The organism is Salegentibacter haimaensis (assembly GCF_054121495.1).
Genome location: NZ_JBSYGH010000009.1, coordinates 83,703 through 104,769, shown reverse-complemented (window position 1 = coordinate 104,769; position 21,067 = coordinate 83,703). Strand labels below are relative to the sequence as shown.

The 21,067-nt window shown below is 41.4% G+C and carries 20 protein-coding genes; 11 read left to right on the top strand and 9 right to left on the bottom strand.

The genetic code is table 11. From position 1 onward, the window contains the following. Window positions 1-48 precede the first annotated feature (48 nt). The 6 genes from tpx (at window position 49) to ribB (ending at window position 6,716) form a co-directional block, all read left to right on the top strand. The gene (tpx, locus tag ACW6QP_RS10110) at window positions 49-549 is read left to right on the top strand and encodes a thiol peroxidase (RefSeq protein ID WP_457910751.1); all 501 of its coding nucleotides are present in this window, start codon (window positions 49-51) and stop codon (window positions 547-549) included. Beyond that, window positions 549-914, top strand: coding sequence for a diacylglycerol kinase (locus ACW6QP_RS10105; protein ID WP_457910750.1), 366 nt, complete (start codon window positions 549-551; stop codon window positions 912-914). The genes tpx and ACW6QP_RS10105 overlap by 1 nt, the downstream gene beginning before the upstream one ends. A gap of 144 nt (window positions 915-1,058) precedes the next feature. Continuing rightward, a complete protein-coding gene (locus tag ACW6QP_RS10100) occupies window positions 1,059-3,437 on the top strand; it encodes a DNA translocase FtsK (protein WP_457910749.1) in 2,379 nt (792 codons plus the stop codon). A 12-nt stretch (window positions 3,438-3,449) separates the two neighbouring features. Further along, on the top strand, window positions 3,450-4,091 hold the full coding sequence (locus tag ACW6QP_RS10095; RefSeq protein ID WP_457910748.1) for a LolA family protein: 642 nt from the start codon (window positions 3,450-3,452) through the stop codon (window positions 4,089-4,091). Between the two features lies 1 nt (window position 4,092). Beyond that, on the top strand, window positions 4,093-5,538 hold the full coding sequence (locus tag ACW6QP_RS10090; RefSeq protein WP_457910747.1) for an LptF/LptG family permease: 1,446 nt from the start codon (window positions 4,093-4,095) through the stop codon (window positions 5,536-5,538). A 29-nt stretch (window positions 5,539-5,567) separates the two neighbouring features. Then, window positions 5,568-6,716, top strand: a complete 1,149-nt coding sequence (gene ribB, locus ACW6QP_RS10085) for a 3,4-dihydroxy-2-butanone-4-phosphate synthase (RefSeq protein WP_457910746.1) — start codon at window positions 5,568-5,570, stop codon at window positions 6,714-6,716. On the opposite strand, the gene ACW6QP_RS10080 is transcribed toward ribB, so the two are convergent. Further along, window positions 6,713-7,345, bottom strand: coding sequence for an NAD(P)H-dependent oxidoreductase (locus ACW6QP_RS10080; RefSeq protein WP_457910745.1), 633 nt, complete (start codon window positions 7,343-7,345; stop codon window positions 6,713-6,715). The two genes, ribB and ACW6QP_RS10080, sit on opposite strands and share 4 nt — an antisense overlap. A gap of 123 nt (window positions 7,346-7,468) precedes the next feature. On the opposite strand from ACW6QP_RS10080, the gene ACW6QP_RS10075 reads away from it, so the two are divergent. Both ACW6QP_RS10075 and ACW6QP_RS10070 read left to right on the top strand, forming a co-directional pair. After that, window positions 7,469-8,095, top strand: coding sequence for a SanA/YdcF family protein (locus ACW6QP_RS10075; protein ID WP_457910744.1), 627 nt, complete (start codon window positions 7,469-7,471; stop codon window positions 8,093-8,095). Window positions 8,096-8,151: 56 nt separating this feature from the next. After that, entirely contained in the window at window positions 8,152-8,508 is a 357-nt protein-coding gene (locus tag ACW6QP_RS10070; RefSeq protein WP_457910743.1) for a phage holin family protein, read from the top strand. Between the two features lie 46 nt (window positions 8,509-8,554). Here ACW6QP_RS10070 and ACW6QP_RS10065 read toward each other — a convergent pair whose 3' ends face one another. Then, on the bottom strand, window positions 8,555-9,664 hold the full coding sequence (locus ACW6QP_RS10065; RefSeq protein WP_457910742.1) for a PepSY-associated TM helix domain-containing protein: 1,110 nt from the start codon (window positions 9,662-9,664) through the stop codon (window positions 8,555-8,557). A 60-nt stretch (window positions 9,665-9,724) separates the two neighbouring features. Then, window positions 9,725-12,193: a TonB-dependent siderophore receptor gene (locus ACW6QP_RS10060; RefSeq protein WP_457910741.1), complete on the bottom strand. Its 2,469-nt coding sequence runs from the start codon at window positions 12,191-12,193 to the stop codon at window positions 9,725-9,727. A 246-nt stretch (window positions 12,194-12,439) separates the two neighbouring features. On the opposite strand from ACW6QP_RS10060, the gene ACW6QP_RS10055 reads away from it, so the two are divergent. Continuing rightward, the gene (locus tag ACW6QP_RS10055) at window positions 12,440-13,252 is read left to right on the top strand and encodes an HAD family hydrolase (RefSeq protein WP_457910740.1); all 813 of its coding nucleotides are present in this window, start codon (window positions 12,440-12,442) and stop codon (window positions 13,250-13,252) included. On the opposite strand, the gene ACW6QP_RS10050 is transcribed toward ACW6QP_RS10055, so the two are convergent. Then, window positions 13,249-14,004: a hypothetical protein gene (locus tag ACW6QP_RS10050; protein WP_457910739.1), complete on the bottom strand. Its 756-nt coding sequence runs from the start codon at window positions 14,002-14,004 to the stop codon at window positions 13,249-13,251. The genes ACW6QP_RS10055 and ACW6QP_RS10050 overlap by 4 nt on opposite strands. A 22-nt stretch (window positions 14,005-14,026) precedes the next feature. Next, on the bottom strand, window positions 14,027-14,962 hold the full coding sequence (locus tag ACW6QP_RS10045; RefSeq protein WP_457910738.1) for a L,D-transpeptidase: 936 nt from the start codon (window positions 14,960-14,962) through the stop codon (window positions 14,027-14,029). 133 nt (window positions 14,963-15,095) lie between these two features. On the opposite strand from ACW6QP_RS10045, the gene ACW6QP_RS10040 reads away from it, so the two are divergent. Further along, the gene (locus ACW6QP_RS10040) at window positions 15,096-16,181 is read left to right on the top strand and encodes a Gfo/Idh/MocA family protein (protein ID WP_457910737.1); all 1,086 of its coding nucleotides are present in this window, start codon (window positions 15,096-15,098) and stop codon (window positions 16,179-16,181) included. A 55-nt stretch (window positions 16,182-16,236) separates the two neighbouring features. Here the strand turns inward: ACW6QP_RS10040 and ACW6QP_RS10035 are convergent, their stop codons facing one another. The 4 genes from ACW6QP_RS10035 to ACW6QP_RS10020 all read right to left on the bottom strand — a co-directional run bounded on the left by ACW6QP_RS10035 (window position 16,237) and on the right by ACW6QP_RS10020 (window position 19,186). Continuing rightward, window positions 16,237-16,503 carry a hypothetical protein gene (locus ACW6QP_RS10035; protein ID WP_457910736.1) on the bottom strand — a complete coding sequence of 89 codons (267 nt, stop codon included), beginning with the start codon at window positions 16,501-16,503 and terminating at the stop codon, window positions 16,237-16,239. 107 nt (window positions 16,504-16,610) lie between these two features. Next, window positions 16,611-17,021, bottom strand: coding sequence for a 6-pyruvoyl trahydropterin synthase family protein (locus ACW6QP_RS10030; protein ID WP_457910735.1), 411 nt, complete (start codon window positions 17,019-17,021; stop codon window positions 16,611-16,613). After that, entirely contained in the window at window positions 17,018-17,536 is a 519-nt protein-coding gene (gene idi / locus ACW6QP_RS10025) for an isopentenyl-diphosphate Delta-isomerase (protein ID WP_457910734.1), read from the bottom strand. Before idi ends, ACW6QP_RS10030 begins: the two co-directional genes overlap by 4 nt. Before the next feature lie 48 nt (window positions 17,537-17,584). Next, window positions 17,585-19,186, bottom strand: coding sequence for an OmpA family protein (locus ACW6QP_RS10020; protein ID WP_457910733.1), 1,602 nt, complete (start codon window positions 19,184-19,186; stop codon window positions 17,585-17,587). Between the two features lie 190 nt (window positions 19,187-19,376). On the opposite strand from ACW6QP_RS10020, the gene ACW6QP_RS10015 reads away from it, so the two are divergent. Beyond that, window positions 19,377-20,966 carry a peptide chain release factor 3 gene (locus tag ACW6QP_RS10015; RefSeq protein WP_457910732.1) on the top strand — a complete coding sequence of 530 codons (1,590 nt, stop codon included), beginning with the start codon at window positions 19,377-19,379 and terminating at the stop codon, window positions 20,964-20,966. Window positions 20,967-21,067: the final 101 nt, after the last annotated feature.

Here is a 21,067-nt window from a genome sequence, read left to right as displayed (position 1 = left end):
CCTGTACCAGAAATTCTAACTTTAACCGGAATACCAAAAAAAAATTCTATGTCACAAATAACTTTTAAAGGAGACCGGGTGAACACCTACGGCAATCTCCCCGAAAAAGGCGAAAAAGCCCCCTATTTTAAACTGCTGAAATCTGATCTTTCTATTGCCAAACTGGATGATTTTAAAGGCAAACGAGTAGTGATGAATATTTTCCCGAGTATAGATACCGGGGTTTGCGCCACTTCAGTAAGAAATTTTAACGAAAGGGTTGGCGACCTTAAAAACACAGTAGTACTTTGTATTTCCCGTGATCTACCCTTTGCTCAAAAGCGTTTTGTAGATGATGAAGGCTTGAAAAATGTGGTAAATCTGTCCGATTTTCGCGAAAGGGAGTTCGGGAAAGATTATGGCCTGGAAATGATAGACGGCCCCCTGGAGGGATTGCTCTCCCGCGTTGTAATTGTTCTTGATGAAAACGGCACGGTAATTCACAGCCAGCAGGTACCCGATATTGCTGAAGAACCCGATTATCTTGAAGCTTTAAAACCCCTGCTCTAATGCGTGATTCCTTTTTAGGAAAAAGAATTAGAGGTGGAGGCTATGCTATTAAAGGCGCCTGGATTCTGCTGCGCACCGAGGCCAGCATACAGGTGCAATTTGCTATTGCAATAATTGTAAGCCTTGCTGGTTTATATTTTGACATTACCAGGACCGAATGGCTGTTTCAATTCACAGCCATTGGTTTGGTGATGGCCGCCGAAGGTTTAAATTCGGCCATTGAAGCCCTGGCCGATTTTGTACATCCCGATTTTCACAGTAAAATTGGTCATATTAAAGACGTTGCCGCCGGCGGGGTATTTTTTGCGGCTCTTTTTGCCAGTATTATAGGAATAGTAATTTATTACCCATACCTATTTGGATAGGCCAGATTAAAATCTTTCGAAGAATATTATTTAGTTTTGACCGTTAACCAGCCAAAGCAAAGCCCAACTTAGCAATCAAAATTTATTTTTGCTTACTTTAGACGGGCTAATTTGTATTTTTGCTCAAAATCTGTCAAAGCATCTATGGCCAAAAAGAAAACCGCGGGTAACAAAACATCCGGAAAAAGATTTAATAAAGCCTCATTAAAGCTTAACCGGCAACAAAGAGTGGTTTTAGGAAGTTTTTTAATGCTTTTCGGCCTTGCCCTTTTCGTGGCTTTTATCTCCTTTCTTTTTAACTGGCAGGCCGATCAAAGTACCCTGGGCGAATTTGGCAATCGTGAAGTGGAAGCCAAAAACTGGCTAAGCAAATTTGGCGCCCTGGTTAGTGATCTTTTCATCTACAAAGGCTTTGGTCTTGCAGCTTTCATCCCGGCCTTTCTTATAAGTTTAAGCGGAATATACCTGTTTTTTGACCTGAAAAATTTCAAGCTTGGCTCCTACTGGTTTTGGGGAGTTTTGGTGATGCTTTGGATTTCGGTTTTCTTCGGATTTTTTGCTGCTCAAAACGCACTTTTAGGCGGAAGGGTTGGCTTCGAGGTTAACGACTACCTTCAGGATTACCTGGGTCTTGCCGGCACCGGCCTGCTTATGCTTTTTCTGTTTATAGCCTATGCCAGCTTAAGGCTGAAGCTTACCCCCGAAATGCTCGGCAGTTTTTTCAGTAAAAAGAAAAAAGAATTATCAGAAGAATTTAAATCGGCCCAGGCTAAGGTTTCTGAAACCGATGAGGAGTTAGACTGGAAAGAAGAATACGCCCCTGTAAAGGCCGAAGCTCCTGCCCGTGAAGTAAGCTTTGATACCACGAAGCCTTCCGAAGAAAAAGAAATAGAACCCAAAAAACCTGAACCGGTAGTCCCAAAATCGAATACCGGCGAAGAAGAGGTTGAAATGGAAGTTGAAACCGCCGAGGAAGAGGAGCTTGAAGAAAGCAATATAAGCCGAAAACTCGTGAAAGATTTTGGCGAATTTGATCCCACTCTCGAACTTAGCAACTATAAATTCCCCACTTTAGAACTTTTAAAAGATTATGGCGGCGGCATCACCGTAGACCAGGAAGAACTTGAAGGTCATAAAAACCGAATAGTTGAAACCCTGAAAAATTATAAAATCGATATTGCTCAAATTAAAGCTACGGTAGGACCTACGGTAACTTTATACGAGATCATTCCCGAAGCCGGGATTAGAATTTCCAAAATCAAGAACCTTGAAGATGATATCGCGCTATCCCTCTCGGCGCTTGGAATTCGTATTATCGCACCTATACCCGGGAAGGGAACCATTGGGATCGAGGTTCCGAATAAAAATGCTTCGATTGTCTCGATGCGTTCGGTTATTGCTTCGCCAAAATTTCAGAATGCCGAAATGGAATTGCCTATGGCCCTGGGGAAAACCATCTCGAACGAAACCTTTGTGGTAGACCTGGCTAAAATGCCTCACCTGCTAATGGCTGGGGCCACCGGCCAGGGTAAATCGGTAGGACTCAATGCGATCTTAACTTCATTATTATACAGCAAACACCCGGCTGAAGTAAAATTTGTACTGGTTGATCCCAAAAAAGTAGAACTTACGCTGTTTAATAAAATCGAGCGGCATTACCTGGCAAAATTACCCGATACAGAAGATGCTATTATCACCGATAATACCAAAGTGATCAATACGCTTAATTCGCTTTGTATCGAAATGGACAACCGTTATGAGCTACTGAAAGATGCGATGGTTCGTAACATTAAAGAATACAACGTAAAATTCAAGGCCCGCAAACTCAATCCCGAAAATGGCCATAAATTCCTGCCTTATATAGTTTTGGTGGTAGATGAATTTGCCGACCTTATTATGACGGCCGGGAAAGAAGTAGAAACTCCAATTGCAAGATTGGCCCAGCTGGCCCGGGCAATTGGAATTCATTTAATCATCGCCACCCAAAGACCTTCAGTAAATGTGATTACCGGAATTATTAAAGCTAACTTCCCGGCGCGAATCGCCTTTAGGGTAACCTCAAAGATAGATTCCCGAACCATCCTGGATAGCCAGGGCGCCGACCAGTTGATTGGTCGTGGAGATTTGCTTTTTACACAGGGTAATGAATTAAGACGCCTGCAATGTGCTTTCGTAGATACTCCTGAGGTAGATAAAATCACCGAATTTATCGGTTCTCAAAAAGCCTACCCCGATGCACACCTGCTTCCCGAATACGAGGGGGAAGATAGTGGCACAGGACTTGATATAGATGTGAGCGAGAGAGACAAGCTCTTTCGCGAAGCCGCAGAAGTTATTGTAATTGCCCAACAGGGCTCGGCTTCGTTGCTGCAACGTAAATTAAAATTAGGCTATAACAGAGCCGGTCGAATTATAGATCAGCTGGAAGCAGCAGGAGTCGTAGGTCCATTTGAAGGAAGTAAAGCCCGACAGGTTTTAATTAGCGATATGGCAGCGCTGGAACAATTATTAAACGAAGAATAAAAACAAATTCAAATGAAAAAGATCCTTGTTTTATTGCTATTTATTGCAGGATTTGGAATGCAGGCGCAAAATTCCCAAAAGGCCGAAAACCTATTAAAAGAAGTTTCTTCCAAGGTGAAATCTTACGACAATATGGTAATCGATTTTAAATACAGCCTTGAGAACGGCAGCGAAAACATAAGCCAGGAAACCCGTGGTGATGTAAGTATTAAAGGAGAAAAATACCTTCTTAACCTTATGGGGGTTACCCAAATGTTTGATGGCAAGAAAATTTATACCATTATCCCTGCCGATGAAGAAGTGAATATTTCAAATTATTCTGAAGAAGACGAAAACAGCATAACCCCTTCAAAAATGTTTAGCTTTTACGAAGAAGGCTATAATTACGAATGGGATATCACGCAAAATGCTAACGGGCGTAAAATTCAGTATATAAAGCTTACTCCTAAAGATTCAAAAGCCGAAGTAAAAAATATACTTCTGGGAATAGATAGTCAAACAAAACATATTTACAACCTTATTCAAACCCAGGATAACGACACCAAAATCACCATCACGGTAAAAAGCTTTAAAACCAATCAACCTATTGCGAAAAACCTGTTTAGCTTTGACGAGTCTCGTTACCAGGATTTTTACATTAACCGCCTAGACTAAGTTGAAAATACTTGACCGGTACATACTTGTAAGTTACCTAAAAACATTTTTTTCAGTATTTATAATCCTGATGTTCATCTTTGTACTCCAAACCATTTGGCTGTACATAGGTGAACTGGCAGGAAAAGATCTCGATGTTGAGATTATTCTGAAATTTTTACTGTACTTCTCTCCTAAACTGGTGCCGCTGGTTTTACCGCTCACCATTCTGCTAACCTCCATAATGACCTTCGGAAGTTTTGCCGAAAACTATGAATTTGCTGCGATGAAGTCTTCGGGGATTTCCCTGCAAAGGGCAATGAGAAGCCTTACTTTATTTATAATTTTAGTAAGTCTTACCGCTTTCTTTTTTGCCAATAACGTAATTCCTGCTGCTGAATTTAAATCGATCAACCTCCGAAAAAATATAGCCCAGCTTAAACCCGCAATGGCCATTACCGAAGGCACTTTTAATGACCTGGGAACCATCAACATTAAAGTTGATAAAAAAAGCGGGGATAATGGGCAGTACCTCACAGATGTTATCATACATCAAAAAACTTCCCGCAGCGGGAACAATACGGTGATGAAAGCCAAAGAAGGCGAACTTGTAGGCAGCACCGATTCTGATGTGCTTTCCCTAATTCTAAAAGACGGAAATTACTACGATGAGATTCAGCCGAAAGATCTCGCCAAACGCCGCAATAAACCTTTCGCCAAGAGTTATTTTAAAGAGTACGTGATAAACCTGGATCTTTCAGACTTTAATAATGTTGATTTGGAAGATGAGACCTACAGCAATACCCAGGGAATGCTGAAAATTTCAGAATTAAAACAAAGTATAGATTCCTTCTCAACCTCTTACAACACGAATTTTAAAGTTTTTAAACAGGGAATGTACAAACGTACCGGCCTGGAAAATATTTATACCAACTTTAAACCTGCCGATACCATTAGCACCGGAAATTCTTTATTAGATGCCTACGATGCTTCCCAGGCTTCTCAAATCGTAAACCTGGCACTGGGAAATGTGAATGCCTCGCTTTCGCATTTAAATATCAAAAAAACCGAATTTAGAACTGCCAGCAAACAACTCAACAAATATGAAATTGCCCTGCACGAAAAATATGTGCTTGCCGCAGCCTGTGTGGTGTTATTTTTTGTGGGTGCCCCCCTGGGAGCTATTATTCGCAAAGGCGGGATGGGTCTTCCCATGGTAATAGCCATTTTGCTGTTTCTAACCTATCACTTCATTGGGATTTTCGCTAAGAACAGTGCCGAAGAGGGAACAATCAGCCCTTTTATAGCAACCTGGCTTTCTACTCTCATTATGCTTCCGCTGGGAATTTATTTAACCTATAGAGCCACCACCGATCAAGGCTTATTCGCCTTTGATGCTTTCACTGAACCTATCAGGAAACTGCTTAAAAAAGCCGGCCTGGTGAAGCCGAAAAATCAAATAGAATAGATACCTTTGCAGCCTTAAAAATCAGCAGCATGTCGCGTGAAACTTCAGTAAAATCAAAAATTCAACTCAACACGATAAAAGAGGCCATAGATGATATCAGGGCCGGGAAAGTGATTATTGTCGTAGACGATGAAGATCGTGAAAATGAAGGTGATTTTGTCGCCGCTGCCAAAAAAGTAACGCCTGAAATGATCAATTTTATGGCTACCCACGGCCGCGGATTGATTTGCGCACCGCTTAGCGAAGAGCGTTGCAAGGAGTTGAAACTCGAAATGATGGTTGGTAAAAATACCGACCCAATGGAAACGGCCTTTACTATTTCTGTAGATTTAAAAGGACAGGGAGTGACCACGGGAATTTCGGCAGCCGATAGGGCAAAAACCATCAAATCGCTTATCGAGCCTGCTACCAAACCTAATGATCTTGGCCGCCCGGGACATATTTTTCCGCTAAAAGCCAAAGAAGGCGGGGTTTTAAGAAGAACAGGACATACAGAAGCTGCTATAGATTTTGCCCGTCTTGCCGGTTTGGAACCTGCCGGAGTGATTGTTGAAATTATGAACGAAGATGGCAGTATGGCCCGCCTGCCGCAATTGATGGAGGTCGCCAAACGCTTCGATCTAAAAGTGGTTTCTATTGAAGATCTGGTAGCCTACCGTATGCAACACGATTCTCTTATTGAGAAGAAAGAAGATTTCAACATTCAAACCCGCTTCGGGGAATTTAGGATTAGAGCTTACCAGCAAACTACCAATAATCAGGTGCATATCGCGCTTACCAAAGGTGACTGGAAACCCAATGAAGAAATTCTGGTACGGGTGAACTCTACCTTGATCAATAATGACATTTTAGGAACGCTTACCAATAATGCCGATAAAAAACTCGACAATATGTTCCAGGCCATCAATGAGGAAGGCCGTGGTGCAATTGTGTTTATAAATCCGGCAACCCAATCGCTTAATTTGCTGCCAAGACTGGCCGAGTTAAAGGAATTACAGAAATCTGGTGAAGTAAAGGCACCACCAATCAATATGGATAACAAAGATTTTGGAATTGGCGCCCAGATTCTGCACGACCTGGAAATTCATAAAATCAAATTGCTATCAAACAGCCAGCAAACAAAACGTGTGGGGATGATAGGTTACGGGCTCGAAATTACCCGCTACGTGAACTATTAATTCACTTCAATAATCACATCGTCAATAGGGCGACGTACTTTTTTAAATTCTGAAAACATATCGTCTTTCGCCCTTTTACCTACCGGAAGCACCAAAACCGATTTTAAATTCCGGGAGTCCAGCTCCAGAAGTTTATCATATTTTTCGGGCTCAAAACCTTCCATAGGGCAGGCATCTATACCTTCGGTTGCGCAAACGGTGAGCAAAGTACCCAAAGCCAGATAAGCCTGATTTTTAGCCCAGGAATGAATTTCTTCGGTGGTTTTTTCAGCAAAATCTCCAATGAGAAAATCCTTAAAGGGATCGAGAATTTCGGCAGGAGTCTCCCGTATATGCTTTACCCTTTTAAAATAGGCTTCAATAAAATTCTTATCGATTTTATCTTCAATACAAATCACCAAAACGTGGGAAGCCGTACTTACCTGTTGCTGATTAAAGGAATAGGTTTTCAAATTCTTCTGAAGCTCTTTATTCTGAATAACCAGTAAACGCAGGGGTTGTAAACCGTAAGATGTAGCGGTAAGATTAAAGGCCTGTTTCAAAACATCAATCTTAACTTCAGGCAAAAGTGAATTCTCGTCAAATTTTTTGGTGGCATAACGCCAGTTCAGGGCTTCTATATTTCCCATATTCAGCTTATAATTTGCACAAATTTAGGCATAGAAAATAAGATGCTAAACCTGCGTCCATAAAATAAACAAATATGGAAATAATACTTATCTTCATTCTTCAAAAACCTGTACCCGGCACCAATGACAAAAACTATTAAAAAAACAATTCTTTTCCTGGTTTTAGGTCTTATCGTTATCATCATGCTGGTTTTAGGTTTAAAGGCTTATATCGAACAGGACACCCGTCACCTCACCTATTCCAGAATTGCCGAAATTCCTGAAGCCACCACGGCTATAGTTTTAGGGGCCAGCGTTCACAGCGACGGAAAACTCTCCCCGGTTTTAAAAGATCGCGTAGACAGTGCGCTCGAGCTTTTTCGAAGAGGAAAGGTAGAATATATCCTGGTAAGCGGCGATCACCGAAGCGACGATTATAATGAAGTTGATGCTATGGGAAACTACCTGCTCGAAAAAGGGGTTCCCGAAGAAGCGATAATTTTAGACCATTCCGGTCTCGATACCTATGATACTATGTACCGGGCCAGGGAAGTTTTTCAAATTGAAAGCGGCATCGTGGTAACCCAGAAATTTCATCTGCCCAGGGCATTGTTTATCGCGAAAAATTTAGGATTGAAATATAACGGCCTGGAAGCAGGATCTGTAAACTACCGCGCTACCAATAAAATTCAAAGACGCGAACTACTGGCAAATTTTAAGGCGGTTTATGAAGTGATCGTACAAAGGGAAGCCCGAAACCTTCAGCTTTAATAGTCTTATTTGGTTTTTTTTATATCTTTAAGTCAACTAACTAAAAACCAACTAAAATGTTTCAATGGCTAATTCACATTCTTATTGATGCTTTGGTGCTGTTGGCCGTGGCCAATATGATGCCCAAAGTTGAATTAAAAGGCTTTAAAACTGCAATTATTGTAGCGCTTATCATCGGGGTTCTAAGCTTCCTTTTAAGCTGGATTCTCATCGCTTTGCTCAATGTAGCGACACTCGGAATATTCTATTTCCTCGGGCTCGGCTTTGTTACCAGGGTGATTGCCTATGCTATAATCATCGAGCTGGCCGATAAACTAAGCAAGGATTTTAAAACTGTAGGTTTTCTACCCTCGCTCTGGCTGGCTATAATTCTGGCTATAGTAGGTGGGATTGTAGACGCGGTGCTCTTTTAATTATAGCAAAGAGATTAAATTTAAGAGGCTGATTTTTTTAAAAAAATCAGCCTCTTTTGTTCTTATACTTTCTGCCGTACCAAATCAAAAATCCGCTAACCGGTAAGCCGGCTATAAAAAGACTGGCAAAGAAAGCCAGTATTTTTCCCGGTAAATCCAGGTACTGGCCGGTATGCAGGCCGTAACTTAATTCCTGAAGTTTCATTCCGGCACTCTTTAGTTCAAAATTATGTTTTTGCAAAAGCTCCCCGGTTTCGGGATGAAAATAAAAATTGCTCTGCCCGTCATAATCAAGAGCTTCGGGGTATGATCCAGAAACAATTGGCAGTCCCGGGCCCTGGCTCCAGACAAAGAACATTTCATCTTCAGGCTTTAATTCTAGGGTCTTATAAAGAGCCAGGTCTAATGCAGTTACTGTTTCTTCTTCGGAAGCAATCTCAACTTCTATAATATCACCCGGTTTCTCCTGAAACAAATTGGCGGTTTCATAAAAAGCCGAATTCATCCACTCGTAAGAAAAACTCAGCCCTGTTAGCGCAATAAATGCTGCGATTAAACTCAAATAGAATCCGGTGGTGCTATGCCAGTCGTAATTGATTCGTCGCCATTTGGCATCCCATTTAATACTAAGCCGTTTTTTAAGGTTTTTACGCTTCTTTGGCCACCACAGGATTAGACCTGAAACCAACATAAACAGAAAAATAAGCGTGGAAATTCCCACTACCTGTTTCCCGATAGTTTCAGGTAACCAAAGATGCATATGCAAATCTTCAATGATTAAAAAGAAATCATCAGCCAGCCTTTCCTCAGCCAGAAATTCAGCAGTATAAGGGTTAAAATAAAAGTGGGTAGGCTCCCCTTCTACTTCAGCATAAACAAATGCCGACCTGTCCCGGCCCTGGTAAACGACCATCCCGGGAACGGCTTCCGCAGAAATCGCCGCAACTTTCTCCTGCAAATTCGAAGGTTTCACAAAACTTTCCTGTTGAATTTCAACTTTTCTATGGGATCGGGTTAAGTCTTTTATCTCGTCGTGAAAAACAAAAATGCATCCCGTTACAGCCACTGTAAAAACAATGATACCGCTAGCCAGGCCCAGCCACAGATGCAATCGGGAAATCCATTTTTTAAAAGCACTTTTCTTTTTAGGCTTCATTTTGATAAAATTGCAAAAAGGCCACCTTAGGTGACCTTTCATTCTGCAAAGCTAATTCAATTAAAATTTATAGGTAAACATCGCAGCGATGTTGCGTGGCATTTGCGGGTTAATGGTTGACCAACCGGTATAATATGCTTCGTTGTTCAAATTATTAAGCTTAAGGTTCACTTCGAACTTATCGGCCCGGTAGAAAAGGGAAGCATTTAGAACCGCATAGGAAGGCAGTGTAAATACCCCGCCAAGCTGACGGTTAAAAATCATATTTTCACTGGCGTAATTTCCTCCAAATCCAAAACCGAAGCCCTGTAAATTCCCCTGCTGAATTTCATAGCTGGCCCATAAGTTGGCCATAGTTTCAGGTCCGGCCGATTCGGGGCGTCTGCCTAAAAAGTCGGTTTGATCAGACTCGGTTAACTCGCTGTCATTATGACTAAATCCGGCGATTAAATTAAAGCCATCTACCGGAGTGGCGGTGATACTGGCTTCGAATCCTCGGCTGTATTGTTCTCCATCCTGAACATAGAAAAAAGGTCTTCCGGTTTCTTCCATCACCATATTGAAAACATTGATGTTGTAATAACTTAAGGTGGCCGAAAGGCGATTATCCCATAAATCGAGTTTGGTACCTACCTCAAACTGCCGGGCGCGCTCCGGTTCAAAGGTCACGGTGCGGGTAGCTCCCTGCGCAGGATCTCCTTCCTGGAGCGGTGCCACATTGCTGAATCCATCCATATAATTGGCAAAAAGCGCAACTCTGTCTAAAACCGGCTGGTATACCAGGCCAAATTTTGGAGAAAGCGCCGTTTGCTCGTAGTTTTCAGCCTTGAAATGATCTAAACGCAGGCTGGCCATTGCTGAAAACGCTGGAGTAAAGTTCAACACATCTGATACATAGGCGCTAAAAATTTCTTCCCGGGTTTCCAGGTTATTTCGGTTCACATTGGCAAGCAGTGAATTAACTGCCTGGCGTGATAACACACCGCTATCATTATTGGTAATGTAGGCTCCGGGCTCTGTAATTTCAAAAACACTTTCATTTACATTCTGCAGGCTGGCATTGCCTATATATACATTCCCGTTGGCAACGTATCCAGAATTGTTATCGATCACTCTTCTATGAAAATAATCTACCCCGGCAACCATTCTATTGCGCATCCCGGCAATTTCGAAATCTCCGATAAAATTTTGCTGAATATCGCTGGTGAGTGTTGTGGAGTTTTGATTGCTCATATAGCGGGTAAACACCAGGCCTTCCTCTAAATCGGGTAAATTCTCTCTGCCTTCATAAAACCTGGTAGTTTCGTATAAATAGGAATAATCTCCAAGAGCTTTAACCGATCCTGTTGATATTGCGGTTTGAGATCTCCAGTTATCTGAAATCTGATAATTCATCTGGCCCTGCAGGCTAAAGCCCGGGTTTCTCACTGTAAGATCATTGCTGGTATAGGATCTTTCACGATCATAACCCAACTCCTGAATATTGGTAGCTCTTAATGGCGCTCCACGATCTACGAATAACATCGTTGGATTCGTAGTTTCTCCCTCGTAAAATTCAGTATTTACAAAAAACGAAAGTTTATCGTTCACCTTATAGCTAAGCGAAGGCGCTATAAAAAATGATTCTTTAAAACCTGCATCCTGAAAAGAGTTTTGGGTATGGTAGGCCGCGTTTACCCTTAAGGCTACATCTCCGGTTTCATCGAGCGGAGTGTTCAAATCGGTAGTTACCCGGTTAAGTCCGAAACTTCCCAAAGTATAAGACACATTTCCGCCGAAATAATTAAAAGGACGCTTGGTATTTATATTTATCAATCCGCCGTAAGAGGTAAGATTTCCACCATAAAGGGTGGCTGAAGGTCCCTTCATCACCTCAACATTTTCGAAATTTGCAGGATCTGGACTACCATTGGTAATTGCCGGAAGGCCATTTACAAGAGTAGGCTGCACGGGAAATCCGCGTAAACTGTAATAGCCGGCTCCATCATTACCACGGCCGGTAGACTCCCATAATTTGCTTAAGCCGGGAGCATTTTTGGTCACATCATCAAAGTTGGTAATCACCTGCTCCTTGAGTAATTCGGCGGTGATATTATTATAAACCTGAGGGTTCTCAATTTGTTTCAGCGGCATTTTTGCCACGCTTTCACTGCGGGCCCTGGAATATTTATTTTTGTTTCCGTTTACGCGAAGGGTAACCGCGCCCAGTTCTTCCTGTTTTCCGGTTAATACCACCCCGGGCACTTTAGTTTGTTCCCCGGCATTGATTCTAACCTGAATTTCCCTGGTCGCAAAACCAACATACGAAAACTTAAGGCTATATACACCTACAGGAATATTTCGAAATTCAAATTGACCAGAGGCTCTGCTCTCTCCTCCAATCTGGGTACCCTTTACTTCTATATTTACATTAGAAATTGGCCTTCCCTGGGTATCGATCACTTTTCCCGAAACCCAACCGGTTTCCTGTGCTATTCCCCATTGCATAAAGCATATAAAAACAAGCAATAAGTAATTACTTCTCATCATTCTAACTAGAATTTTTATTTAGATTAGTTTTAAATAGAGCCCAAAACTAAAGCGCAAATTCGAATTATAAAAGCCTTATTTATATTTATTTTAAATAAAAATAAGGCGGGATATATAACTAATACTCAATCAGAGATTTAGATTGTTAGAAAAATTTTAGAGTTTATTTTGGTGTAGATAAAATTGATAGTTATTTAACTTTCTTTGAAAAGATGCTGGGTATATTAGCGGCTTTAAATTTTCGCTATGAATATAAAATTGATCGTGACCGATATGGACGGTACCCTGCTAAATGATAATCACGAAATCCATCCGGCATTTTGGGAAATTGAGGAACAACTGCATAAAGCGGGAATTCAATTTTCGGTGGCCAGTGGGAGACAATTTTATAATCTTGAATCAAAATTCGACCGAATAAAAGATCGCACTATATTTTTTGCTGAAAACGGCACCTATGTTTCTCACCGTGGCCGGGAACTTTACGTGAATCCGCTCAAGCGGGAAGATGGCCTGCATTTTATTGAAATGGGCCGCAAGCTCCCCGATACCAAATTGGTTTTATGCGGGAAAAATTCTGCCTATATGGAAAATGGTGACGAAGAGTTCTACAAGGAAATTTCGCGCTTTTATAAACGCCTAGAAATGGTAGAAGACCTTACTAAAGTAGATGATACCATCTTAAAAGTAACTCTTTGTAATTATAAGGGTGTGGAAGAACACACATTTCCGCATTTTGTGAATTATACCGACAGATTTAAGGTTGCTATTGCGGCCAAAGTTTTTATTGATATTACCGCTGCAGATGCCAATAAAGGCAATGCTATTAAAGATGTGCAGCGCGAACTAAATATTTCTGCTGAAGAAACCCTTGTTTTTGGGGATTACCTCAACGACCTGGAAATGATGAAGATCGCCAAATATTCCTACGCCATGAAAAATGCACATCCTGAAATTAAGGAAGCAGGGAATTATATCACCGATTTCGATAATAATGAAAACGGGGTTTTGCGCACCATAAAATCCTTAGGCCTGCTAAATGGTTTTAGCGGGGAACTTTAATTTATGATGATATTGGTTTGGTCCAGGCCGGTATTTCCGGTAGCAGCGTCGTAGGCATAGACTTTTATATTATATAAACCTTTCTTCAGCTGAAGTTTTTCGCTAAAAGTGCTTTCCTTTTCTGAAGCTTTAAGCTCCAGCTCCTGCTTTTCTCCATTTTCAGAAGTGATAATGGCAGCTATCTCGTAGTTGGAAGAATCCCAAATTCCGCCTTCGCTCACAGGGCAACCGCACATCAACACCACATTGGCTTTTATTTCAATTTCGGTATTTTCTTTAATGCGCTCGTGAGTTTGCGGAGATAAAATATCAACCACAAAACCCGGAATTTTTAAAATTAGGCCGTCTCCTAAAATATCTTTCCCCGGGATAAGCCATAATTGGGTAGAACTAAGAACAGAAGCCTGCTTCTTCGCTACGGGACCAAGAGCTTCAACGCTAACAAATACAGGTTCGTCGATTTCCAGCACTGCTTCGAAGCCGGCAGTTTTTTCATCGCTTAAATGCTGCCTGCGCTGCTGTGGTTGTTCCATTATCTTTTTAGTATCTCCCGTGCTGCCTTTGGTGAGACCCTGCGCCAGGATCTCACCGGTTTCAACTTCTCTTATAATAACTTTAGCCCCACCAATCGAAGTACCAATAAACTTGGCATCTTCGGCCTGCACTCTAACCATAAGACGGGTTTCCTGGGCCTGTAGGGGAATAAAGAAAAAAGAGATAAGTACTAAACCTATAATTTTAAAAGCTTTCATAATTGCAATATTTCTTCGGAATTTACAAAAACTCATCTTTACCTATACTATCTGTACTTCGGAAGTTTTTTGGCTCCTGTTTATATTTTTCCACATAAATTTTCAGCGTGTCCTTTTCTGCCGGAAGCAAAAAATTCGCTTGCGGGTCATCTGCCAGCTGAAGCCAGGGTTTTTCAGCTTCATAATTATATTCCCCAAAAACGAAATATGGTGTCCCATTATATTTTATGGCGTTGTTTTCCAACTCCCAGGTTTGAATCCAGTTATAGATAAAAATAGCATCTTCCCTAAACATTCTCACACAGGCGTGACTCGCCGGAAAACCAGGCAAATTATACTCGTGTGAACCCACCCCGTAAAAGTTCATAAAATTCACATAATAGGGCATAATCCAATCCCGGTTCACGGTACTAATTTTTCGCCTGGCTTTATAATTAGCATAATGCAGGCCATTTGGGGTAGGAGTGCTTTGTTTACCCGAGCTAACCGCACCCCAGCGGCATAAATTTCCGTTTTCATAAGCTGCAAATGCCTGAATACGCTGAGAAATAAGCACTGCTTTAGGAATAGAATCTAAAAGCGGCATTTTAGCCGGAAACGGACTGTACCATAGAAAGTTTTCCGATAGAGAATCTGGCATAATAAAAAGTTCTCCGGGCTGAAGGCGATACAGATCTATGCGGTTAAGCGACAAAATCAGGTTTCTTTCCACTGCCGATAGCCTTTGAAAAATACTGTCCCGATTGGCAATAGACTTAATACTATCTTTCGAATACCTGGGATATTTTATAATTGTCTCTTCCAATTCTACCACAGAATCTTTTTGGGTTTGGATCGCTGTTTTATTTTGTGCCACTTCATCTTTACCCGATGATTTTTCTCCCCGGCAGGAAGTCTGCAGGCCGGTTAGAATCACCAGAGATAAATAAAATATGAAATATGAAAAAGTGCTTTTCATTTTATCAAAACCTATCTATAGCTCCTGTTAATTTAGGGAATTGCGGACGTTAGGGCATTAAATATTAGTTAAATAGACTTGCTCATTTCCTGTTTAAATTAGTCTTTTTATAACTTAAGGCAAAAGTTTTCTTATGCAGAATCGTCGTCATTTCATTAAAAATTCAGGATTATTCCTTTTAGCCAGCAGTCTTCCTGTTCCGGGTTTTATTATTCCGAAGAAAAAAGAGAAACTGGGAGTAGCCCTGGTAGGTCTTGGCAACTATAGTCGAACCCAACTGGCGCCTGCCTTGCAGGAAACAAAATTCTGCGAATTAAGAGGGATAGTTACCGGAAGCCCCGAGAAAATTCCGCAGTGGCAGAAGAAATATGGCATTAAAGATTCCAATGTTTACAATTACGGAAATATGCACGAGATCGCTAATAATCCCGATATAGATGTGATTTACATTGTGCTACCCACAGGACTTCACGCAGAGTATGCCATCAAAGCCGCCGAAGCCGGGAAACACGTTTGGTGCGAAAAACCTATGGCGCGTACCGCCACCGAATGCAGGGAAATAATTGAAGCCTGTAACCGGAATAAAGTGAAACTATCAATAGGTTACCGAATGCAGCACGAAAAAAACACCCAAACCATTATGAATTGGGCTAAAACAAAACCCTTCGGGAAAATAGAAAATTTAAAGGCTGAAGCCGGTTATTATGGAGACCCGGTCAACCCCTGGAAACTTAAAAAAGAAATGGGTGGCGGGGCGATGTACGATATGGGAGTTTATCCTCTAAACGCTGCCCGTTACAGTACAGGACTGGAACCCATTGCGGTAAGTGCCAGCCATAGCACAAACAGGCCCGAAATTTTTACCGAAGTCGACGAAACCACGAGTTTTGATCTTGAATTTCCCAATGGAATTATGGCAAATTGCAAGACCAGTTTTGGCGAAAATTTGAATACTCTTGAAATAAATTGCGAAAACGGCTGGTATTATTTAAGGCCATTTCAGTCATACTCGGGAGTAAAAGGCGAAACCAGTGACGGACAAATTCTTTCTCCCTTCGGAAAAAATCAGCAGGCGGCACAAATGGATGATGACGCCCTGGCCATTCTCGAAGACAGGCCGGTAATGGTACCCGGCGAAGATGGGCTTAAAGATATTGTGATTCTTGAAAAGATCTACGAATCGGCGGCTAATGGCAGCAAACGAATAAGTCTAAAATAAAAAAACCGCAACCCGGGTTTACCGGCTGCGGTTGTTATTTTCTGTAAATCAAAATCTAAAGTTCGTTGATCTTTTTTACAAGTTCCTGAGCTTTGGTTTCCAGTTCTTTCTCAATCGCTCTAAAATGTTGCTTCTTGTTTTCAACATCTTTTTGATTGATTTTCGCGATTAACTCGTCGAAGGTAACTACAGCTTCATCTACGATAGCTTCGGTTTTTTGAGTATCCTCTTTAGGGTTTGCTAATTGGTGAATATAGGCGGCTTCTATAATATCGCCCATTACATAATTCACATCTCTTTTTAATAATCTTTTACTTGCCATAATGCTTATAAATTGAAGCGGCAAAAATACGCGAAATTGGTGAATTACTTTCCGGCTTTTTCAAATTAATGCAGATTTCTCTGAAAATTGAAAATCCTGGTTTTAAATTACTCTCCTTTGTAAGTCACAAAGTTACGCGGCGTTTCATACAAGGTTACTTCCAAATCGCGGTCGTTTCGCATTTTCTTTCGAAGCTTTCTCCAAATCACCGCTGCGATATTTTCAACTGTTGGATTAAGATCTTTAAAATCTTCAACTTCCACATTTAAATTTTTATGGTCGAAGGCCTGCTCTACTTCTTCATAAATAAGCTGTTTCAGGTCTTTTAGGTTAATTACAAAACCGGTCTCTTCATCAATTTCACCGGTAACCGAAACGATTAACTCATAATTATGCCCGTGATAATTGGGGTTGCTGCATTTTCCAAAAACCTGCTCGTTTTTAGCATCATCCCAGTCTTTTCTAAAAAGACGATGTGCGGCATTAAAATGCGCTTTTCTATGTACGGTTGCTCTCATTCCTGAATATGGGCGTAATATTTATCAAAAATAATCTTGAACCATTCGGTATAAATTGCCGGGTTGGTTTTCATATCTTCTTTTATGGCTTCCAGAGACATCCACTTCCAGGCGGCAACTTCATCGGGATTTATATTTGGTTCCCCCTCAAAAGTCCCCACCAGGATATGATCAAATTCGTGTTCGGTCAAACCATTATCAAAAGGAGCTTTATAGATAAATGAGATGGTATCCTTTAAATCGGTGGTAAAACCCATTTCTTCCATTAAACGACGCTTCCCGGCAGCAACATTGCTTTCACCTTCTCTTTGATGACTGCAACAGGTATTGGTCCAAAGACCCGGGGAGTGATATTTTCCCAGGGCTCTTTGCTGAATCATCAGCTCGCCTTTTTCATTAAAAACAAATACCGAAAATGCCCTGTGCAGCAAAGCCTTTTCGTGAGCCTCGATCTTTTCCATCAAGCCTATTTGTTCATCCTTTTCATTAACCAGAATTACTTTTTCCTCTTTCATTTTTTTATTTGAATCTCAAATGTACAAATAGGTCATAGTTTTCACAAGCTACTCCAGGATATAGTCTGAACGCCCAGAGTAGATATTACAATTTATAGATAAGATAAATTCGCTACGCCTGTTTTTTTGATGTTCATTTTCAGCACAGTTCACCCCGTTTCGGCAATTGTTTATCAATTCGGTTTCCCCATAGCCTCTCCCCGAAATTCGGTGGGATTCCACTCCCCTGGCCTCCAAAAAAGCCCTGGTTTCCTTCACCCTTGCTTCTGAAAGTTCTAAATTATAATCATCGTTGGCTCTACTATCGGTATGCGAACGAATATCGAGTAAGAGTTCAGGGTATTTCTGCATAAACTCGGCTATGCGTGTTAATTCTGAAACTGCGTCCTTTCTTATTTCTGATTTATCCAGATCGAAATGTATAGGTTTCAGGTTAAGTACCCGTGTGAGATCGTCTCCTATCTTTGCGCCAATCACCGGTGAGCCTGAAGCATTATCGTGAAAAACAATAAGATTTTCTTTCCTTTTAATTTCGGCCGCTAAAAAACTCCAGTTAAAAAAAGCGCGTAAAGCTGCAATATTGGCGGGTGAATTTCCGAAGATATTGTGCCCGGCCTGGTACATCACCAGGCCGTTTTTAGGGTTTTCGAAGGCGTGACCATAAGCCGTAACCACGGCCTCGCCATCAGATTTTTCGGGAATATCGGGAGCGTCGGGATCACTGATTAGAATTCGGGTAGCAGGTCGCCATTTGTTTACCGGCTTCGGAAAAAATATGCGTTCAGATCCATTCAAATGGGCCTGGTCGGCTTTTCCTAAAAACTGCGCAACAGGATCGGCCGGAAAGTGGTACTCGTAAGGTGGTGTTCCGTGCCGGTGTTTTCGGTAATGCAACAGGCCCGCACTCCTTGCCCCGGGAAATCCTGCCGATAAAAAATTTAATTGAATGAGCTCATCGCTGTTTTTCAAATTTCCGAAGAGACTTTCAAGCTTACTCACCGCGTGGCAGCCGGCCCATATCGCACCTTTAAAATCCCTGTTCCAGAAATACAGATTTTTGTGGGTTTCGAATGCGGGGTCTGCGTGTGGCATTACAAAAATATCATCGCAAACACCCAATTCCTCAGGCCTTTTCCAGTTGGCCGATTTTATACCGCCGTGGGCACTCTCGGGTATTCCGGCAGCCCTAAAAAAGGGCACGGCAATAAAACCGTTTTCTCTATCCAGCGTCCATTTAGGCGCCATCGTCAAAGTATTATAAACCGGAAGCTCCAGGCGTTCTTCAGTAAAAACCCCTACCACGCCACGCTTTTGCCAGGCCTGGATCACCTCTTCGACTTCAGCATTAATATAACTAACCGGAAGCAAAAAAGCTCCCGACTTATAATCGGTCCCCGAGTAAGTAAAATCTACCCCGTCTTTCTGTTTTTCGGGATTGATAATCCATTTTATTTCAACAGGCTGCTCATTAAGCAATTCAAAAAGCAAACCATATACCTGAAGACTATTTTCCCGGGTTTGAGGTTCAATCCCGCAATTAATGATAAAAGCGCCTTCGCTAAAACTTTCTTTTTGGGTTTGGGCGTAGGTTAAAGCCTGGCAAAAAATCGCCAAAAGCAAGAATAGCACTCCGATTCGAAAAGTTTTCATGATGCTGTAAAATTACACAATGTTTTAAGCTATACTTTAGTTTAACAAGTATTTATTACACTGAGATTCAGGATGGAATTTAAATTAAAACGGAATCAAATACTCCTGCCAATAAAGCTGCTTTTATCTAAAGGCTGAAATTTAAAATTCCTGAAAATTATGGTACTTTTGCAGCCTTAAATTTCCATTGATGAAAAGCTTTCAAAAAGAGATTGCCCGTAGACGTACTTTCGGAATTATTTCCCACCCCGATGCCGGTAAAACCACCCTCACAGAAAAACTTCTTTTATTTGGTGGGGCCATACAGGAAGCCGGGGCGGTAAAATCGAATAAAATTAAGAAGGGCGCTACCAGTGACTTTATGGAAATTGAACGCCAACGGGGAATTTCGGTGGCGACTTCGGTTTTGGCCTTTGAATATGACGGGGTTAAAATCAATATTCTCGATACTCCCGGGCACAAAGATTTTGCTGAAGATACCTTTAGAACCCTCACGGCGGTGGATAGTGTGATTGTGGTGATAGATGTAGCCAAAGGTGTTGAAGAACAAACCGAAAAACTGGTAGAGGTTTGTCGTATGCGAAATATCCCGATGATCGTTTTTGTAAACAAATTAGATCGTGAAGGGAAAGATGCTTTTGAACTGTTGGATGAGATCGAACAGAAATTAAATCTCACAGTAACTCCCCTTAGTTTCCCCATTGGAATGGGTTACGATTTTAAAGGGATCTATAATATTTGGGAAAAGAACGTAAATCTGTTTACCGGCGACCCGAAAAAGGATATTGAAGAAACCATCGAAATCTCAGATCTTTCTTCTGAAGAGTTGGATGATTTAATAGGAAATTCAGCGGCCGATAGACTTCGTGACGAACTCGAACTGGCCCAGGGCGTGTATCCCGAATTCGACAGGCAGGCATACCTTGATGGCCAGTTACAACCTGTATTTTTTGGTTCAGCACTTAATAATTTTGGGGTGCGCGAGCTACTGGATTGTTTTGTTGAAATCGCTCCAAAACCACGGCCGAAGCAAAGCGAAACCCGGGAAGTTAAACCCGAAGAAGAGAATTTTAGCGGATTCGTTTTTAAAATTCACGCCAATATGGATCCCAAACACCGGGATCGCCTGGCTTTTATCAAAATTGTTTCCGGAAAATTTGAAAGAAATAAGCCTTATCTTCATGTAAGACACGGCAAAAATCTTAAATTTTCGAGTCCCAATGCCTTCTTCGCTGAAAAGAAAGAAATTGTGGATATTTCCTATCCAGGGGATATCGTGGGGCTTCACGATACCGGGAATTTCAAGATTGGGGATACCCTAACCTCTGGTGAAGAATTAAGTTATAAAGGAATTCCTAGTTTCTCTCCTGAACATTTCAGGTATATTAATAATGCCGATCCTATGAAATCCAAGCAACTGGAAAAAGGAATCGACCAGTTGATGGATGAAGGAGTGGCCCAGCTTTTTACTCTCGAAATGAACGGCCGCAAGGTAATCGGGACAGTTGGTGCCCTTCAGTTTGAAGTAATTCAATATCGATTGGAGCACGAATATGGCGCAAAATGTACTTACGAAAACCTGAATGTTTACAAAGCGACCTGGGTGGAGGCTGAAGATGAAAAAAGTGAAGAGTTTAAAGATTTTAAACGGGTGAAATCGAAATACCTGGCTAAAGATAAACAAGGGCAGCTGGTATTTCTTGCCGATTCTCAATTCTCACTGCAAATGACTCAGCAAAAATATCCTTCGATTAAGTTCCATTTTACATCGGAATTTTAATTCCTTAATGTACTTGACCCCAGGAGTATAGGAACCGAATTTAAATAATCAGCCGGACGGCCCTATGAAATAGCGGTATATTTCATATATTTTCGGCATAA

Bases quoted from the DNA above. Each gene is read 5' to 3' on its own strand.
- ACW6QP_RS10055 (WP_457910740.1), top strand. From the start codon at position 12,440: ATGAATATAAAATTGATCGTGACCGATATGGACGGTACCCTGCTAAAT.
- ribB (WP_457910746.1), top strand. From the start codon at position 5,568: ATGTCGCGTGAAACTTCAGTAAAATCAAAAATTCAACTCAACACGATA.
- ACW6QP_RS10015 (WP_457910732.1), top strand. From the start codon at position 19,377: ATGAAAAGCTTTCAAAAAGAGATTGCCCGTAGACGTACTTTCGGAATT.
- ACW6QP_RS10065 (WP_457910742.1), bottom strand. From the start codon at position 9,664: ATGAAGCCTAAAAAGAAAAGTGCTTTTAAAAAATGGATTTCCCGATTG.
- ACW6QP_RS10045 (WP_457910738.1), bottom strand. From the start codon at position 14,962: ATGAAAAGCACTTTTTCATATTTCATATTTTATTTATCTCTGGTGATT.
- ACW6QP_RS10080 (WP_457910745.1), bottom strand. From the start codon at position 7,345: ATGGGAAATATAGAAGCCCTGAACTGGCGTTATGCCACCAAAAAATTT.
- ACW6QP_RS10100 (WP_457910749.1), top strand. From the start codon at position 1,059: ATGGCCAAAAAGAAAACCGCGGGTAACAAAACATCCGGAAAAAGATTT.
- ACW6QP_RS10050 (WP_457910739.1), bottom strand. From the start codon at position 14,004: ATGAAAGCTTTTAAAATTATAGGTTTAGTACTTATCTCTTTTTTCTTT.
- ACW6QP_RS10070 (WP_457910743.1), top strand. From the start codon at position 8,152: ATGTTTCAATGGCTAATTCACATTCTTATTGATGCTTTGGTGCTGTTG.
- tpx (WP_457910751.1), top strand. From the start codon at position 49: ATGTCACAAATAACTTTTAAAGGAGACCGGGTGAACACCTACGGCAAT.
- ACW6QP_RS10105 (WP_457910750.1), top strand. From the start codon at position 549: ATGCGTGATTCCTTTTTAGGAAAAAGAATTAGAGGTGGAGGCTATGCT.
- idi (WP_457910734.1), bottom strand. From the start codon at position 17,536: ATGAAAGAGGAAAAAGTAATTCTGGTTAATGAAAAGGATGAACAAATA.
- ACW6QP_RS10060 (WP_457910741.1), bottom strand. From the start codon at position 12,193: ATGATGAGAAGTAATTACTTATTGCTTGTTTTTATATGCTTTATGCAA.
- ACW6QP_RS10020 (WP_457910733.1), bottom strand. From the start codon at position 19,186: ATGAAAACTTTTCGAATCGGAGTGCTATTCTTGCTTTTGGCGATTTTT.
- ACW6QP_RS10040 (WP_457910737.1), top strand. From the start codon at position 15,096: ATGCAGAATCGTCGTCATTTCATTAAAAATTCAGGATTATTCCTTTTA.
- ACW6QP_RS10095 (WP_457910748.1), top strand. From the start codon at position 3,450: ATGAAAAAGATCCTTGTTTTATTGCTATTTATTGCAGGATTTGGAATG.
- ACW6QP_RS10075 (WP_457910744.1), top strand. From the start codon at position 7,469: ATGACAAAAACTATTAAAAAAACAATTCTTTTCCTGGTTTTAGGTCTT.
- ACW6QP_RS10030 (WP_457910735.1), bottom strand. From the start codon at position 17,021: ATGAGAGCAACCGTACATAGAAAAGCGCATTTTAATGCCGCACATCGT.
- ACW6QP_RS10035 (WP_457910736.1), bottom strand. From the start codon at position 16,503: ATGGCAAGTAAAAGATTATTAAAAAGAGATGTGAATTATGTAATGGGC.